This is a genomic window from Streptomyces mayonensis (genome assembly GCF_018982965.1).
Taxonomy (GTDB): domain Bacteria; phylum Actinomycetota; class Actinomycetes; order Streptomycetales; family Streptomycetaceae; genus Streptomyces; species Streptomyces mayonensis.
On record NZ_JACBYP010000093.1, the window covers coordinates 15,983 to 32,499 of the forward strand.

Consider the following 16,517-nt stretch of genomic DNA (forward strand, 5'->3'; position numbering starts at 1 on the left):
TCCCGGTGTGCCGTCCGGGGCGTCGGTCCGGGCCTCGGTCGGGTACCGGCACGTCAGCCGCCCCGTCCGGCGCGGCCCGCGCGGGCGAGCAGCCACAGCAGGTACGGGGCGCCGACCACGCTGGTCACCACGCCCACCGGCAGTTGGGTGTCCGGCAGCAGGTGCTGCGCGGCGAAGTCGGCGGCGCAGACCAGGGCGGCCCCGGTCAGCGCGGACGGGATCAGGGCCGCGCCCTGGCCCGGCAGCAGGCGGCGGGCGATCGGCGGGCTGACGAAGGCGACGAACCCGATGGGGCCGGCCGCCGCCGTCGCCACTCCGACCAGCGCGGTGGCGCTCGCCAGCAGGGCCAGCCGGCCGCGCTCGACGCGGGCGCCGAGGCCGCCCGCCGCCTCGTCGCCGAGCTGGAGTGCCGTGAGGCTGCGGGAGGCGGCCAGAGTGAGCGGGACCAGCACGGCGGCGCAGCCGAGCAGGGGCCACAGCTGGTCCCAGGAGCGGCCGTTGAGGCTGCCGGCCAGCCACACGAAGGCGTTCTGCGCCTCGGTGACCTCGGAGCGGGTCATCAGGTACGAGCGGAGACTGACCAGGCCGGCGGCGACGCCGATGCCGATGAGCACGAACCGGCCGCCGCTCACCCCGCCACGCCAGGCCAGCAGGTAGATGAGGGTCCCGGCCACGAGCGCGCCGGCCAGTGCCCCGCCGGACAGGGCGAGGCCGCTGAGCCCGAACGCCATGGAGGCGAGGACGGCGGCAGCGCTCGCACCGGCGCTGACGCCGATGATGTCGGGACTGGCCAGGGGGTTGCGCAGCAGCGCCTGGAAGACGGCGCCGGACAGTCCGAAGCAGAGGCCGACGGCCAGCGCGAGCAGGGCGCGCGGCAGCCGCAGTTCGTGTACGGCGAACCGGCTGCCCGCGTCGCCGCCGCCGGTGAGGACGGCCCAGACGTCGGCGAGCGGCACGTCGATGTCGCCGATGGTGAGGCAGGCCAGGAACGCGGCCAGCGCGCCCAGGAGGAGGCAGGCGCAGACGAGCGCGAAGCGGATGCGGCGGGCGAGTCGGAGCCGCTCCACGCGGGCGGCGGCCTCGACTGCGGCCTCGGCGGCGGTCGGGTTCACAGGGCGGCCTTCCCACGCCGGCGGACCAGGAGGATGAACGGCACACAGCCCACGGCGGCGGTGACGACGCCGACCTGCACCTCGCCCGGGCGGGCCACGACCCTGCCGAGTACGTCGGCGACCAGCAGCAGCACGGGCGCGAGCAGGGCGCTGTACGGGAGGATCCAGCGGTGGTCGGGTCCGGTGAACATGCGTACGGCGTGCGGGACGGCGAGGCCGACGAAGCCGATGGGTCCGGCCACCGCGGTGGCCGCGCCGCACAGCAGGACGGTGCTCGCGGCCCCGGCCAGCCGGGCGACGGCGACGCGCTGGCCGAGGGCGCGGGCGACGTCGTCCCCGAGGGCCAGTCCGTTCAGGCGCGGGCCGAGGCCGAGGGCGAGGACGCCGCCGGCGGCGACGAAGGGCAGCGCCTGGAGGAGGACGTCGAGGTCCCGGCCGTTGAGGGCGCCGACCTGCCAGAACCTGAACTGGTCGTACGTCCGGCTGTCGGTGAGCAGCATGGTGTCGGTGACGGAGATCAGCAGTGCGGTGGCGGCGGCACCGGCGAGGGCGAGTTTGACGGGGGTGGCGCCCTCGCGGCCGAAGCTGGCCACCCCGTAGACGAGGACCGCGGCGAGGCAGGCGCCCAGGAAGCCGAACCAGATGTACTGCTCGGGCTCGGTGAGGGAGAGCACGCTCATGGCGAAGACGACGGCGACGGCGGCGCCCGAGTTGATGCCGAGCAGGCCGGGGTCGGCGAGCGGGTTGCGGGTGACGCCCTGCATCACGGTGCCGGCCAGGCCCAGGGCGACGCCGGCCAGCAGACCGGCCAGGGTGCGCGGTATCCGCACCTCCCGCACGACGAGCTGGCCGCGGACGGAGCGGTCGGGGTCGAACACGCCGTGCACGAGGTCGTGGAGGGATACCTGGCCGGAGCCGACGCCGAGGCTGAGGACGGTGGCCGCGAGCAGCAGCACGGCGAGTCCGCAGAGCCCCGCGGTGAGGATCCCGTGCCGGGATGCGTGCCGCGGCGGCGGGACAGGTGGGGCTGGGGGCATCTGCGGGTTCCTCGGAAGGGCGGCACGGAAGGACACGGGGACGGTGGAAGGAAGGCGCGGGGACGGCGGAGGAAGGGCACGGTGGACAGCCCGAACTCACGGAGCAGTCACTCCGGGCATTAGGTAAGGGGAACCTAACATCAGATAACGTTCCCCGTGCAACCACCAGCCGGAGGCACCCGCTTCCGGCCAGCGCGAACACGGGGAGCAGGCCTTGTCCTTGCCGCACACGATCGACACGACGACCGCAGAGGGGCCGGACGCGGTCGCCGAGGACGGCTGGGTCGAGCTGGAGTCGCCCGCCGAACTGCGTGACCTGCTGGGCGAGCCCTGGCGCGTCGTCATCGACAAGGTCCACGACCGGCTCACCGACCAGGACCTGGACATCCTGGCCCGCTCGCCCTTCTGCCTGCTGGCCACCTCCGACGCGGAGGGCAACTGCGACGTCTCGCCGCGCGGCGACTCCCCCGGATTCACGCACGTCCTCGGCCCGCGCACCCTCGCGCTGCCGGACCGGCCGGGGAACCGGCGCGGGGACAGCTTCCACAACATCCTCGACAATCCGCACGCCGGCCTGCTCTATCTGGTCCCGGGCGGCAAGGAGGTACTGCGGGTCAACGGCCGGGCCCGCATCCTCACCGACGCGCCCTTCTTCGACGCGATGGCACGCGACGGCAGGCGTCCGGCCCTGGCCCTGCTCCTGGAGATCGACGAGATCTACCTCCACTGCCCGCAGTCCCTGAATCGCGCGGGACTGTGGAAACCCCGGCCCCCGCAAGCGAGTTGAGCGACCACTCCGCACCCGCACCGGGACGGGCGGAAGGCCGGGCCGGGGGCCGTGTGACCCCCGCCTCTACCAGCACTTATTAGGGTAGGCTAACCTTCGCCGGGTGAGATCAGGTGAGAGCGCAGCCGGTGCCCCGCGGCTGCGCGGACATGAACTGTCGGCGACGGGCGTGACCGTGGCGTACGACGGCGTCGACGTCGTGCACGACGCGTCGGTAGGGCTCCGCCCCGGCGAAGTGACCGTGCTGGTCGGACCGAACGGCAGCGGGAAGTCGACGCTGCTGCGCACCGTCGCCCGGCTGCAGCGGGCCCGCAGCGCCACCGTGAGCATCGACGGCACCACCGACGGCCTGGCCCTGACGTCCCGTGAGTTCTCGCGGTACGTGGCGCTGCTGACGCAGGGCCGCCCGACGCCCGGCGGGCTGACGGTGCGCGACGTCGTCGAGTTCGGCCGCTACCCGTACCGCGGGCGCTGGGGGCGGCCCGATCCGGACGGCCCGGCCGCCGTCGACCGGGCGCTCGCGCTCACGGGCGTCGACGGCTTCGCCGAGCGCGGCGCCGACCACCTCTCCGGCGGCCAGTTGCAGCGGGTGTGGCTCGCGAGCTGCCTCGCGCAGGAGACCGGCGTACTGCTCCTGGACGAGCCGACGACCTACCTCGATCTGCGCTACCAGGTCGAACTCCTCGACCTGATCCGCGACCTGGCGGACGACCACGGCATCGCCGTCGGTGTCGTCCTGCACGACCTGGACCAGGCGGCGGCCGTCGCCGACCGGATCGCGCTCCTCGAGGCGGGCCGGATCGTCGCCGACGGCCCGCCCGAGGACGTACTGACACCGGAGCGGCTGACCGCCGTGTACGGCATCCGGATCGACGTCGACACCGACCCCCTCACCGGCCGGCTGCGCACCCGCCCGGTCGGCCGCCACCACATACGAACCGGAAGGCTCGGCACCACCTCATGAGACGCCTGCTGCTCACCGCGGCCGCCACCACCGCCGCGGCGCTCGCCCTCGCCGCCTGCGGCACCACCGAACCCGCCGCCGACACGTCCGGGAAGAAGGCCTCCGGGGCCATCACGCTGAAGGACGGCAAGGGCACCGAGGTGAAGCTCGACGGACCGGCCACCAAGGTCGTCGCCACCGAGTGGATCGTGGTCGAGAGTCTCGTCTCGCTGGGCGTGGACCCGGTCGGTGTCGCGGACGTCAAGGGCTACACGACCTGGGACAGTTCCGTGCCGCTGAAGAACAAGCCCAAGGACATCGGGACCCGCGGCGAGCCCAGCATGGACACCGTGGCCTCACTGGCCCCTGACCTCATCGTCGCCACCACCGACCTCACCCCCGCCGCCGTCAAGCAGCTGCGCGAGGTCGCCCCGGTCATCGAGGTGACCTCCGCCGACGGCGGCGGTCAGATCGACCAGATGCTGGAGAACGTCGACCTCATCGCCGAGGCGACCGGCACCACCGACCGCGCCAGGACGCTGCGCGAGGAGTTCGAGGCCAAGGTCGCCGAGGGCAGGAAGGCCCTGGCCGACGCCGGGGAGTCGGGCAGCGACTTCGCCTTCGCGGACGGCTACGTCGCCTCCAACCAGGTCTCGATCCGCCCCTACACCGCGACCTCGCTCATCGGTGAGGTCAACGAGGCGATCGGTCTGAAGAACGCCTGGACGGTGAAGGGCGACGCCGCGTACGGCCTCGGCTCCACCGACGTCGAAGGGCTGACCGGGCTGCCCAAGGACACGCGGTTCGCGTACATCGGCAACGAGGACGACCCGACGGCCACGCCGTTCAGCGGCGAGCTCGCCGAGAACCCGGTGTGGAAGTCGCTGCCGTTCGTGAAGGGCGGCGACGTGCACCGGCTGGACGACGGCATCTGGATGTTCGGCGGCCCCGGGTCGATGGAGGCGTACATCGACGCCGTCGTCGGCGCGCTGACGAAGTAGCGCGGACATGGCCGTCACCGCAACCGAGTCCGGATCCGGGTCCGAGTCCGGGTCCGAGGCCAGGCCCGAGACCGGTCCGGCCGCCGGACCGGCCGCCGGACCGGCCGCCGGTCCGCAGGCGGGCCCCGCGTCCCGGTGGGGCGCGGCCGCGGTGACGGCCGGGATCGTCCTGCTGGTCGCCGTCCTGGCCGTCGTCGACATCACGCAGGGCACCGCCGCCGCGGGACTCCCGGAAGTCCTCCGGGCGCTGACCGGCCGGGCCGACCCGGACGACGCGTCCGTCGTCGTCGCCTCCCGGCTGCCCCGGGCGACCGCGGGGCTGCTGGTCGGCGCCGTCCTCGGCGCGGCCGGCGCCGTGCTGCAGGCGGTCAGCCGCAACGTCCTGGCCTCCCCCGACACCCTCGCGGTGAACGCGGGCGCCTACCTGGCGCTCGGGGTGACCGGCGCCACCGGCCTCTCGCTGCCCATGCTCGCCTCCTCCGGTGTCGCCTTCGCGGGCGGACTGGCGGCCGCGGCCGTCGTGCTCGGCCTGTCCGGCCTCGGCACCGGCACCGTCCGGCTCGTACTGGCCGGCACCGCCCTGATGCTGGGCCTGCACTCCATGACCCAGGCGCTGCTCCTGCTCTTCCCCGAGCAGACGGAGGGCCTGTACCAGTGGAACCAGGGGAGCATCTCCCAGAACGGCTTCGACGGCGTCCTGCAGATGCTGCCGATCGCCGTGGTCGGCCTGGTGGGACTGCTGCTGACGGCCCGCCGGGTGGACGCGCTGGCCCTCGGCGACGACGTGGCGCGCGGCCTCGGCGTCCCGGTGCGGGCCACCCGGGTCACGGTGGTCGTGCTGGCCGCGCTGCTGTCCGCGGCCGCGGTCACCCTCGCCGGGCCGATCGGCTTCGTCGGCCTGTGCGCGCCCGCCCTCGTCCGTCCGCTCGCCCGCCGCCTGCGCGGCTTCGCCCGCTCGCGCACGGCCGTGCCCGCGGCGGCCCTCACCGGCGCGGCCCTGGTGCTCGGTTCGGACGTGCTGCTGCGCGCCCTGGTGAGCGACGACCGCGCGGTGGCGGTGCCCACGGGGGTGGTCACCAGCCTGGTCGGGGCGGTGTTCCTCGTCGTCATGGCGGTCCGGCTGCGCGACACGGCCGGGGCCGGGGCCGCCGACCGGCTGCGCGTCCCGAGCCGGGCGGTGTTCCTCGCCACGGTCGCCGTCCTGGTGGCCGTGCTGGTGGGTCTCGTGATCGCCGCCGTCCTGGTGGGCGACAGCAAGCTGCTCCTTGGCGACGTCGTCAACTGGGCCGGGGGGCGGGCGGGGCGGACCGTCTCGTTCGTCCTGGACACCCGGGTGCCCCGGGTGCTGGCCGCGCTCGGCGCGGGTGCGGCGCTCGCCCTGGCCGGCACGCTCGTGCAGGCCGTCACCCGCAACCCGCTCGCCGAGCCGAACGTCCTCGGCGTGACCGGCGGCGGTGCGCTGGGCGCGGTGATCCTGGTGACCACCGTGCCGGCCGCCGGGACCTGGGGCGTGGCGGGGGCCGCGTTCGCCGGGTCGGCCGTCACCGCGGTGCTGGTCTTCGGGCTCGCCGCCCGGGGCGGTTTCCGGCAGAACCGGCTGGTCCTGGTCGGCATCGGCGTGGCCTCCGGGACGGCGGCGCTGATCAGCCTGCTGATCGTGCTCACCGATCCGTTCAACGCGACCAAGGCGCTGACCTGGCTGTCGGGTTCCACCTACGGGCGGACCATGCCGGACGTCCTGCCGGTCGCGCTGGTGCTGGCGGTCGGCATCGCGGTGGCGGTCGCCCGGCGCACCGAGCTGGACCTGATCTCCCTGGACGAGGACACGCCCCGGCTGCTCGGACTGCGACTGGGCCCCGGCCGCCTCGGGTTCCTGGTGCTGAGCGTCGTCCTCAGCTCCACCGCCGTGGCCTGCGCCGGCACCATCGGCTTCGTGGGGCTCGTGGCCCCACACGCGGCACGCGCCCTGGTGGGCCGCCGGCACGTACGGGTGGTGCCGGTCGCGGTCCTGCTGGGCGCCGCGCTCGTCTGCGCCGCCGACCTGCTCGGCCGTACGGTGATCGCCCCGGCCCAGCTCGGCGCCGGGCTCATGACGGCGGTGATCGGAACGCCGTACTTCCTCTACCTCCTGGTACGCAGCCGCCGTTGACCGGACCTCCTGGTACGCAGCCGCCGTTGACCGGACCTCCCGGTACGCGGCCGCCGTTGCCGGTCCCTCCGGAACGCCCGGCCGGTCTCCCCGGTGCGCCTTTGGACCGGCCGGGCGTCGCCCGCACGCCTCCTGTTAGACGGAATGTCAAGTTACTGAACCGTAATGTGCTGGGTGCTACCCCTGGTAACCCCTGGCCGGATACGGTCCCGTAACCCCACAGGAGCAGCGCGACCACGGCCCTCTCCCCCCACCGGACCGCGGACGACCGGTTCCGGCCCTTCCCCAGGAGGTTCGCCATGCCCCCACGCCCACGCATGCTCGCCGCGGCCGTCGCCGCCGCACTCGCCCTCGGCGCCCAGGCCGTCCCGGCCGCGGCCGCCGACCCGGCCACCGAGACGTCCCGCGGCGTCGGGATACCGGCCTTCTACACACCGCCCGCCGAACTCCCCGGCGCCGACGGCGCGCTGATCCGCAGCGAGCCGCTCCCCCTGGCGCTGAGCCTGCCCGGCCTCGACGGGCCGCTGCCGGGGCGTGCGACCCGGCTGATGTACAAGTCGACCGACGCCAACGGCGAACCGGTCGCCGTCACCGGCGCCTACCTGGAACCGGCCGCGAAGTGGCGTGGCGACGGGCCGCGGCCCCTGGTCGCCGTCGCCCCCGGCACCATGGGCCAGGGCGACCAGTGCGCCGCCTCGATGGGCCTGGAGCACCCGCTGCGCCTGAGCAGCCGTACCGTCTCGGTGGGCTACGAGAACCTGGCCGTGTACCGCCTGCTGCTGCGCGGCGTCGCCGTCGTCGTCACCGACTACGCCGGCCTCGGCGCCACCGACCGGCTGCACACCTACGTCAACCGGGTCGACGAGGCCCACGCCGTCCTGGACGCCGTACGCGCCGCCCGCGCCCTCGACCAGGCCTCCGTCACGTCCGCGTCGCCGGTCGGACTCTACGGGTACAGCCAGGGAGGCGGCGCCACGGCGGCAGCAGCGGAACTCCAGCCGTCCTACGCCCCGGACGTGCCGCTCGCGGGCACCTACGCGGGCGCGCCGCCCGCGGACCTGACCGCGGTCACCGAGGCGATCGACGGCAGCGACCTCGCGGGAGCGCTGGGCTGGTCGCTCAACGGCTTCCTGCAGACCGAGCCGGAGCTGCGGCCCGTCGCCGACCGGTACCTCAACGACGCGGGCCGCCGGGCGCTGGAGGACCTGTCGACCATGTGCATCGGCGACGCGCTCTTCGGCTACGGCGGGGACGAGAGCACCGACTGGACGACGACCGGACAGTCCGTCAGCGACATCATCCGCTCGGAGCCCGCGCTGCGGGACTTCCTGGCCGAGCAGCGCATCGGCTCGCTCCGGCCCGCCGGGCCGGTCCGCGTCGCCACCGGCGTCAGCGACAACCTGGTCCCGCACGACCAGGCCCGCCGGCTGGCCGCCGACTGGTGCGCCAAGGACGCCGAGGTCTCCTACGTGCCCGTCCGGCTGCCGGACCTCGGCAGCGGCCTGCTCAACCACGTCACCCCGCTCCTCGCCGACCAGGGCAGGGCCCTGGCCTGGCTGACGGACCGGCTCTCCGGGAAGCCGGCGGACTCCACGTGCGGGAGCCTGCCCGAGCAGCCCTGAACCCGCCCGAGCCGCCCGCGGGCTGCCCGGCCAGCCCGGACAGCCCGCGGGCGCGCGTCTCCGCATGCGACGAGCGGTCATTGCTGCACAGAATTCGCTGAGGCGAAGTGTGCCGAAGCGACAGAGAGGCAGCAGCGTGGTCGACGCCAAGCCCGACGGCGGATCCGGCCCCCGGCGCGGGGCGAAGATGCCGAGCACGGTCGCGCATCTGCCGCGGCAGGTGCGCGACGAACTGACTCGCCGGCTGCGCCGGACCAGGCGGGCCTTCCGCGAGGAGGACGTCCAGGTCGTCGAGGCTCCGCTGCTCAAGCGCGCGGTCGGGGCCTCGGCGCTGGGCAACTGCATGGAGTGGTTCGACTTCGGCGTCTACAGCTATCTGGCCGCGACCATCGGAAAGGTGTTCTTCCCCGGCGCCTCCCCGGCCGCCCAGGTCATCTCCTCGTTCGCCACCTTCGCCGCGGCCTTCGTCGTGCGTCCCCTCGGCGGCCTGGTCTTCGGCCCGCTCGGGGACCGCATCGGGCGGCAGAAGGTGCTCGCCACCACCATGATCATGATGGCTCTCGGCACCTTCTCCATCGGCCTGATCCCCAGCTACGCCACGATCGGCATCGCCGCCCCGATCCTGCTGCTGCTCGCCCGGATGGTCCAGGGCTTCTCCACCGGCGGCGAGTACGGCGGCGCGACCACGTTCGTCGCCGAGTACTCACCCGACCGGCGGCGCGGCTTCCTGTCCAGCTGGCTCGACTTCGGCACCTTCGTCGGCTACGCCCTCGGCTCGGCGCTGGTCACCGTCCTCAACCTGTCGCTGACCGACGCCCAGATGCTCGACTGGGGCTGGCGGCTGCCGTTCCTCATCGCGGGCCCGCTCGGTGTCATCGGCCTGTACATGCGCCTGAAGCTGGAGGAGTCGCCCGCCTTCCAGCAGCAGCTCGACGAGCACGAGAAGAGCCTCGCCCAGGAGTCGGCGGGCAGCGAGTTCAAGACCATCGTGGGGCACCACTGGCGGCCGCTGCTGATCTGCATGGGCCTGGTGCTGCTCTACAACGTCACCAACTACATGGTCACCGGCTATCTGCCCACGTACCAGACGGAGACCCTGGACCGCTCCAGCGGCTTCGCCGACGTGCTGGTGCTGATCGGCATGGTGTGGATCGTGGTCCTGATCACCTTCCTCGGCCGCCTCAGCGACCACGTCGGCCGCCGCCCGCTGTACGCCGGCGGCGCGACCGCGATGATCGTCCTGGCCGTACCGGCGTTCCTGCTGCTGAAGTCGGACGGCACCTGGAAGCCGGTCGTCGGGGTCCTGCTCCTGTCCACCCTGCTGGCCTGCTTCGCCGCGCCCAGCGCCGCCACGCTGCCCGCGCTGTTCCCGACCGCGGTGCGCTACGCGGCCATGGGCATCGGCTTCAACTTCGCCGTCGCCGCCTTCGGCGGCACCACACCGCTGTTCGCCGAGGCGCTCGTGAGCGTCACCGGCGACGAACTGGTGCCCGCCTACTACCTGATGGTCGCCGGCGCCATCGGCCTGCTGACCGTGAGGTTCCTGCCGGAGAGCGCCCAGGTGCCGCTCAACGGCTCGCAGCCCATGGTCGGCTCCCGCGAGGAGCAGCGCGAGCTCATCACCACCTCCAAGGACCTCTACAGCTTCTCCGAGGAGCGCTCCGGGACGCGCTGACCGCCGCCGGGTCCCGCGGCCCCTCGGTCCCCCAGCCCTTCAGCCCTTCAGCCGTCGTCCTCGGCGCCCCGGCGCTCCCGGTCCGAGGCCGGCCACACGTAGGGCAGGTCGTCCGGGACCGCGGGGAACAGTCCGGCGTACGCCTCGGGGTCCTTGCGCACGAGTGCCGAGCGGTGGCTGCGGTGGAAGGCCTCGTCGCCGAGCCAGGGCGGCAGCTCCCCGGCCCGCGCCAGTTCCTCCTGGTCCCGCACCGGCTCGTGCGGGCGGAGCACCGCGAGTCCGGCGACCAGTGAGGCCGCGCAGCTGTCCTGGTGCCCCAGGTCCCGCCAGACGTGGCAGATCTCCAGGCCGTACCGGACGAGGGCCTCCTCGTAGCCCGTCCACATCCGCACCGCCGGGTGCCGGCGCCAGCCGTAGCCGGGCACGGTGAGGCCGCGCAGCACCTGGAGCGCCTCGACCCGCTGCTTGCCGAGCCTGCGGCGGTCCAGGGCCAGCGCCGAGTCGCGGAAGCCGGGGTGCGGGAGGAAGGTCTGCATGCCGGTCCTGCTCCGTTCAGCCGGAGAACTGGTCGGGGAACTGGTCAGCCGGGGAACCGGCCGCGGGCGCGCAGGTGCCCGCGGCGTTCGGCGTAGGCGAGGTCGTCGCGCCACAGTCGTCCGGCGGCGGCGCTCACCACCGGACGCAGTACCGGTGCCAGGCGGCGCGCCACGGCGAACCCGGGCCGGTCCGAGGTGGCCAGCACCGCCTCCACGACCGCGGTCCGCGGACGGCCGTCGGTCCCCGGGCCGAGCGGTGTGGCATGGCTCTCGACGACCGACCCGCTCCCCTCCCCCTCGGTGATGCGCATGACGACGGTGCGCGGTCCCGGCGCGGTGAACTCGGCCCGCACCGGGACGACGAGGCGGCGGGCGAGCCGGAACGACACGTCCACGACGAAGCGGTCGCCGGCGGCCTGCGCGGTCTCGCCGGGCGCCTCGACGACGGCGAGGTCCACGAAGGAGTACGGGTGGAACCATGCGCCGTGCCACGGGTCGAGCCGGTTGGCGACCACGTCCTCCGGTTCGCAGACGCCGGTGCCGCGCCACACGGACACCAGGGCCGTCGCCGCGGGCGGCCGGGCGGGTACCGGCGGGGCCGGGGCCGGCGCCTCCCGTCCCGCGGCGTCCAGCCGCACCCACACCAGTACGCCGTCGTCGTGGACCGGCAGGGGTTCCCAGCCGGCGAACGGGGTGCCGTCCAGGGCGAGTCCGTGCCAGTGGCACACCAGGGTGCCGCAGCGCACCGGGCTGTCGGCCAGCGGGGCGCCGAGGTGCGGGCAGACGCCGGGGCCGCCCACCAGCCGCCCGCGCGCGTCCCGCCACACGACGACCTCGGTACCGGCGACCGTGCCGGACAGCGGACGGGCGGGGCGTACGTCCGTGCTCGCGCCGAGGACGTACCAGTTGCCCGAGGGGCGTGCCAGGGCGCGTGCGAGGGCCCCGGCGATGACGGCGGGCCGTGCCTCCCGCCAGGTGGGCCGCTGGTGCTCCCACGGGACGGGGTGGCGCCGCAGGCGCAGGGGCAGACGGCCGCGCCGGGGGCGGGGGGCGGTGCTCATCGGGCCTCCGTCGGGTCCTGGCCGCCGCCGGGCCGGGGCGCGGCCGCCGCCCGGGAGGTGGTCGCCGTGGCGCGGGCGGCGAGCCGGGTGGCGAGCACCCGCACCAGCCCGTCGGCGGCCAGGGCCGCGTGCCGCCGGCGGGGCACCACCGCACGCCGGTGCAGGACCGCGTACCCGCCGTCGGCGACGGTGTCGAGGATGTTCCGGTAGAGCAGGAACGCGGTGCGGATGCAGGGACGCGTGAGGGGGTCGAGCATCGCGAGTCCGGGCGCGGCCTCGTCGTAGGCGCCACGGGTGAGGTCCTCGGCGGCCCGCAGCGCGGCGGTGATGCGCGGCTCGTGGCGGCCGGTGCTCCTGCTCCACAGCAGCAGGTCCCGGTGGACGCCGTGGGCGGCCAGCAGGTCCGCCGGGAGGTAGATCCGGCCGCGGTCCAGGTCCTCGCCGACGTCGCGCAGGAAGTTGGTCAGCTGGAAGGCGATCCCCAGGGCGGCGGCGTGCGGGGCGGCCTCGGCGCGGGTGGTCACGGTGCCGAGGACGGGGAGCATCTGCAGGCCGATGACGGCGGCCGAGCCGTGCATGTAGGCCCGCAGGTCGGCGTAGGTGGCGTAGTCGGTGACCGTGAGGTCGGCGCGCATCGAGGCCATGAAGTCGCTGAAGTGCGCCGCTTCGACGGCGTAGCGGGCGGCGGTGTCGGCCAGGGCCAGCACGACGGGTTCTGCGGTGGGCCGGCCGCCGGCGAGCGCCTGCCCCAGCAGCCGGTCGAGCCGGTCGAGGGCGGCGGCGCGCTCGGCGGGCGTGGCGTCCGCGCCGGTGTCGTCGACGATGTCGTCCGCCCATCGCGCGAACCCGTACAGGGCGTGCACCGCCGGTCGGCGGTCGGCGGGCAGGAGTCGGGTGGCCAGGAAGTAGGTGCGTCCGTGGCGGGCGTTGAGGGTCCGGCACCGGGTGTACGCGGCCCGCAGCGCGGGGTCGGTGATGCCCGCGGCGTCCAGTTCCCGCCGGGTCACCGGCGCCCGCTCCCCGCAGACCCGCGGCGGGCGGGGGTTCCGGCGATGCGGGCGGCGGCGAGCTTGCCGGAGACCAGCACGGTCGGCACACCGACGCCGGGGGTGGTTCCGCAGCCGGCGAGGACCGCGTTGTCCGTGCCGCGCACCAGGTTGCGGGGGCGGAAGGGTCCCGTCTGGGCGAAGGTGTGGGCGACGGAGAACGGGGTTCCGGCCCCGTGCCCCTGTGCGGTCCAGTCGGCGGGCGTCACCAGGCACTCCTCCTCGACGGCGGCGGCGATGCCGGTCAGTCCCCGGCGTTCCAGGGTGGCGAGCAGCCGGTCCCGGTAGCGCGGCGCGAGGTCCGCCCACTCCCGGGCGCCGGGGCCGATGTCCGTGTTGGGGCACGGGGCGAGGACGTAGTGGAGGTGGCGTCCCTCGGGGGCGAGGGCGGGGTCGCCAGCGGTGGGCCGGGTGATCAGCAGGGACGGGTCGGTCATCAGGGTGCCGTTCCTCGTGAGTTCGTCGAACGTCCGCCGCCACTGGGCACCGAAGGAGAGGGTGTGGTGGGCGAGGTGCGGCCAGGTGCGGGTGGTGCCCGCGTGCAGGACGACGGCGGAGGGGGCGTGCCGCAGGGCGAGGGGACGGCGCGGGCGGCGGCCGAGCAGCCGGTGGGCGAGAGGCAGGTCGGGGGTGAGGACGACGGCGTCGCACGGGACGCGCCCGCGGTCGGTGACGACCGCGGTGATCCGGGTGCCGGACCGTTCCAGGCGGGTGACGTCCTCGCCGAGGCGCAGTTCGGCCCCGGCGTCCGCGGCCGCCGCGGCCATGGCGCGGGGCAGGGCGTGCATGCCGCCGCGCGGGAAGTAGACGCCGGCCACGGTGTCCATGTAGGCGATGACGGCGTAGGCGGCCAGGGCCCGGGCGGGCGCGACACCGGCGTACAGGGCCTGGAAGGAGAAGACCCGTTTCAGCCGTTCGTCCGTCAGGAACCGTCCGATGCGGGCGTCCAGCCGTCCGAAGCCGCCGAGCGCCGCCAGCCGCGCCAGGTCGGGGGTGAGCAGCCCGAGCGGCGAGTCGAAGTTGGCGTCGATGAAGCGGCGCATCTGCACCGCGTACAGCCGCCCGAGCCAGTGCCGCAGCCGCCGGTACCCGGAGGCCTCCCGGGCCCCGGCGAACCGTTCGACCTCTGCCTCCATGGCGTCGGCCTCGGTGTGGACGTCGAGGGTGGCGCCGTCGGCGAAGGCGGCGCGGTAGGCGGGGTGCAGGGGCAGCAGCTCTACGCGGTCGCGCAGCCGTTCGCCGACGGCGGCGAAGGCCTCGTCGGCCAGGTCCGGCATGGTCAGCACGGTCGGCCCGGTGTCGAGGTGGTAGCCGCCGAGTTCGCGGCGGCCGGCCCGTCCGCCGGGCAGCGGGTCGCGCTCCACGAGGGTCACCCGCCGTCCGGAGCCGAGCAGGTGCAGGGCGGCGGACAGGCCCGCGAGCCCGGCGCCTACGACGACCACGTGGTCGGTGCGGCCGGGCACCGTCCGCGTCATCGCGGGCTCCTGCCGGCGGGCGGCGGGCCGGACGGCTGCCTCCGGCCGGTACCGGCCGTGCTGGGGCGCATCCCGGATCCTCTCGTCGTCGGGACCGGCGGACGACCGCGTCGGACGGGTGGGCGCCCGACCCGCGGGTGACGCGGCGTCAAGCCTTTCCCACCCGCTTCCCGCACGACGCCGTCCCGGCCCGTTCCCGGCTCGCGGCCACCCGATCGGCCCACGGCCGTCCGTGGCCGTCGAGCGCGCCGCGCCGCGCGGGGCCCCGAGGGGGCGAATACTCCGGCGGGAGCCGGGCCCGTGCCCGGTACGGCAGGTCCGCGCCGGCGGGCCCGGAGGGGCCCACGGCCACGCGGAGGCCCGAAAGCCGGCCGGGCGAACGGTCGTACGGAGGCCGGATGCCCGGCCGGTGCGAGCACCCGCGTGGGAGCCCTGCCGCCCAACAGCCGCGTGGGAGCCCTGCCGCCCAACAAACCGGCGGGAGCCCTGCTGGTGGAACGGGAGCAAGGGAGCTCGGGAGCCTGATGGAGCGAGCGGGAGCGAGGGAGGTGGCCGTGGTCGAGGCGGACGTCGTCGTGGTCGGTGCCGGGGCCGCGGGCCTCTCGCTCGCGCACCGGCTGTGCGCCGGCCCGCCGCACGGTGCGACGCCCTCCGTCGTCCTGGCCGACCCGCCGCCGGGCCCGCTGCGGCCGCCGCGCCGCACCTGGTGCTTCTGGGAGTCCGGCCCCGGCCGCTTCGACCGGGCGGCGACGGCTTCGTGGGAGTGGCTGCGGGTGCACGGCCCGGACGGCGCCGTGGTCCGGCGGCACATCGCCCCCTACCGCTACAAGATGATCCGCTCGGACGACTTCGAGGCGCTGGTGCACCGGGACCTGAAGGACCGTCCGGGGCTGCGGCGCGTGGAGGCCACCGTCGGCTCCTTGACCCCCCTGCCGGACGGCACCGTGCGGGTATCGGCCGCGGACGCCGCGGGGGCCCCGCTCCGGCTGCGGGCCCGCTGGGTCTTCGACTCCCGCCCCCCGCGGCGTCCGCCGGCCGCCCGCACGCGTCTGCTCCAGCACTTCCGCGGGTGGTTCGTGCGCACCGGGCGGCCGGTCTTCGACCCGTCGGTGGTCGACCTCATGGACTTCCGCACCCGCCAGCCGGAGCATGGTCTGTCCTTCGGCTACGTCCTCCCGACCGGCCGGCACACGGCGTTGGTCGAGTACACCGGGTTCGGTCCGGCACCGCTGACGTCCCAGGCGTACGACGACGCGTTGGAGGACTACACGCGCCGGGTCCTGCGGGCCGGCGCCACCGAGGTGCTGGCGACCGAGCAGGGCGTCATCCCGATGACGGACGGCGTCTTCGAGCGGCGGGCCGGCGGTTCGGACCGGATCTTCCGGATCGGGGCCGCGGGCGGGGCGACACGGCCCTCCACCGGCTACACCTTCGCCGCCGTGCAGCGGCAGTCCGACGCCGTCGTCCGCGCCGTGCGGGCCGGCCGCCACCCGGAACCGCCGCCCGCGCATCCTCTGCGGGCGCGGATGATGGACGCGGTGCTGCTGCGGGCGCTGGACACCGGCCGGGTGGACGGCCCCGACCTGTTCTTCCGGCTCTTCGACCGCGTACCCCCGGCGCGGCTGCTGCGGTTCCTCGACGGCCGGTCCCGGCTGTACGAGGACCTGGCGGTCGGGGTGCGCACGCCCGTCCTGCCGATGCTGCGGACGGCGGCCGAACTGCCCCGGCTGCCGCGCCGCGATCCGCCCGTCCGCTGGACGACACCCTTCTCGGAGTGACCGATGCCCCTGCCGCACGACCGCGCAACGACCACCGCCCACGCCCGGAGCGCCGACCGCTGCCCCCGGCTCGTCCTGCCGTCTCCGCGCCGGGGCAGGCCGGAACGGGCCGTCTGCCGCCGGGGCGCGACCGGGCCGCGGGGGCCGTTGGCCAGGAGCGCCCGGGCCGACGGGGAGGGGGTCGGTGCAACGCGGGGCGGCGTGGGCGGGGACGGTGTGGCGGTGGGCGGGCGTGGTGCAGCGGGCGACCGTGATGGAGCGGACGGCCGTGGTGAGGCGGCTGCCCGAGCTGCGG

Annotated in this window: 13 protein-coding genes; 7 read left to right on the forward strand and 6 right to left on the reverse strand. The window is 75.2% G+C overall.

The features are described from left to right. Positions 1 to 53 precede the first annotated feature (53 nt). Both HZS56_RS27835 and HZS56_RS27840 read right to left on the reverse strand, forming a co-directional pair. On the reverse strand, positions 54 to 1,112 hold the full coding sequence (locus tag HZS56_RS27835) for a FecCD family ABC transporter permease (protein ID WP_374201217.1): 1,059 nt from the start codon (positions 1,110 to 1,112) through the stop codon (positions 54 to 56). Beyond that, positions 1,109 to 2,149: a FecCD family ABC transporter permease gene (locus HZS56_RS27840; protein ID WP_216723546.1), complete on the reverse strand. Its 1,041-nt coding sequence runs from the start codon at positions 2,147 to 2,149 to the stop codon at positions 1,109 to 1,111. The genes HZS56_RS27835 and HZS56_RS27840 overlap by 4 nt, the downstream gene beginning before the upstream one ends. A gap of 220 nt (positions 2,150 to 2,369) precedes the next feature. Here HZS56_RS27840 and HZS56_RS27845 point away from each other — a divergent pair, with 220 nt between their 5' ends. The 6 genes from HZS56_RS27845 (at position 2,370) to HZS56_RS27870 (ending at position 10,326) form a co-directional block, all read left to right on the forward strand. Then, complete coding sequence (locus tag HZS56_RS27845) at positions 2,370 to 2,936, forward strand: MSMEG_1061 family FMN-dependent PPOX-type flavoprotein (protein WP_216723558.1); 567 nt, start codon at positions 2,370 to 2,372, stop codon at positions 2,934 to 2,936. Positions 2,937 to 3,039: 103 nt separating this feature from the next. Then, positions 3,040 to 3,900 carry an ABC transporter ATP-binding protein gene (locus HZS56_RS27850; protein WP_216723547.1) on the forward strand — a complete coding sequence of 287 codons (861 nt, stop codon included), beginning with the start codon at positions 3,040 to 3,042 and terminating at the stop codon, positions 3,898 to 3,900. Beyond that, complete coding sequence (locus HZS56_RS27855; protein WP_216723548.1) at positions 3,897 to 4,880, forward strand: iron-siderophore ABC transporter substrate-binding protein; 984 nt, start codon at positions 3,897 to 3,899, stop codon at positions 4,878 to 4,880. The genes HZS56_RS27850 and HZS56_RS27855 overlap by 4 nt, the downstream gene beginning before the upstream one ends. Before the next feature lie 7 nt (positions 4,881 to 4,887). Continuing rightward, positions 4,888 to 7,029: an iron ABC transporter permease gene (locus HZS56_RS27860; RefSeq protein WP_253915026.1), complete on the forward strand. Its 2,142-nt coding sequence runs from the start codon at positions 4,888 to 4,890 to the stop codon at positions 7,027 to 7,029. A 299-nt stretch (positions 7,030 to 7,328) separates the two neighbouring features. Further along, positions 7,329 to 8,651: a lipase family protein gene (locus HZS56_RS27865; protein ID WP_216723549.1), complete on the forward strand. Its 1,323-nt coding sequence runs from the start codon at positions 7,329 to 7,331 to the stop codon at positions 8,649 to 8,651. Positions 8,652 to 8,838: 187 nt separating this feature from the next. After that, entirely contained in the window at positions 8,839 to 10,326 is a 1,488-nt protein-coding gene (locus HZS56_RS27870; RefSeq protein WP_216723559.1) for an MFS transporter, read from the forward strand. Positions 10,327 to 10,373: 47 nt separating this feature from the next. On the opposite strand, the gene HZS56_RS27875 is transcribed toward HZS56_RS27870, so the two are convergent. The 4 genes from HZS56_RS27875 to crtI are packed head-to-tail and all read right to left on the reverse strand — an operon-like array spanning position 10,374 to position 14,444. Next, the gene (locus tag HZS56_RS27875) at positions 10,374 to 10,862 is read right to left on the reverse strand and encodes an MSMEG_6728 family protein (protein ID WP_216723550.1); all 489 of its coding nucleotides are present in this window, start codon (positions 10,860 to 10,862) and stop codon (positions 10,374 to 10,376) included. A gap of 44 nt (positions 10,863 to 10,906) precedes the next feature. Further along, positions 10,907 to 11,923 (reverse strand): Rieske (2Fe-2S) protein, encoded by a 1,017-nt coding sequence (locus HZS56_RS27880; RefSeq protein WP_216723551.1) that lies wholly within the window; start codon positions 11,921 to 11,923, stop codon positions 10,907 to 10,909. Continuing rightward, on the reverse strand, positions 11,920 to 12,930 hold the full coding sequence (locus HZS56_RS27885; RefSeq protein WP_216723552.1) for a phytoene/squalene synthase family protein: 1,011 nt from the start codon (positions 12,928 to 12,930) through the stop codon (positions 11,920 to 11,922). The genes HZS56_RS27880 and HZS56_RS27885 overlap by 4 nt, the downstream gene beginning before the upstream one ends. Beyond that, positions 12,927 to 14,444 carry a phytoene desaturase family protein gene (gene crtI, locus HZS56_RS27890; protein WP_216723553.1) on the reverse strand — a complete coding sequence of 506 codons (1,518 nt, stop codon included), beginning with the start codon at positions 14,442 to 14,444 and terminating at the stop codon, positions 12,927 to 12,929. Before crtI ends, HZS56_RS27885 begins: the two co-directional genes overlap by 4 nt. A gap of 524 nt (positions 14,445 to 14,968) precedes the next feature. Here crtI and HZS56_RS27895 point away from each other — a divergent pair. Further along, complete coding sequence (locus HZS56_RS27895; RefSeq protein WP_216723554.1) at positions 14,969 to 16,222, forward strand: lycopene cyclase family protein; 1,254 nt, start codon at positions 14,969 to 14,971, stop codon at positions 16,220 to 16,222. Positions 16,223 to 16,517 lie beyond the last annotated feature (295 nt).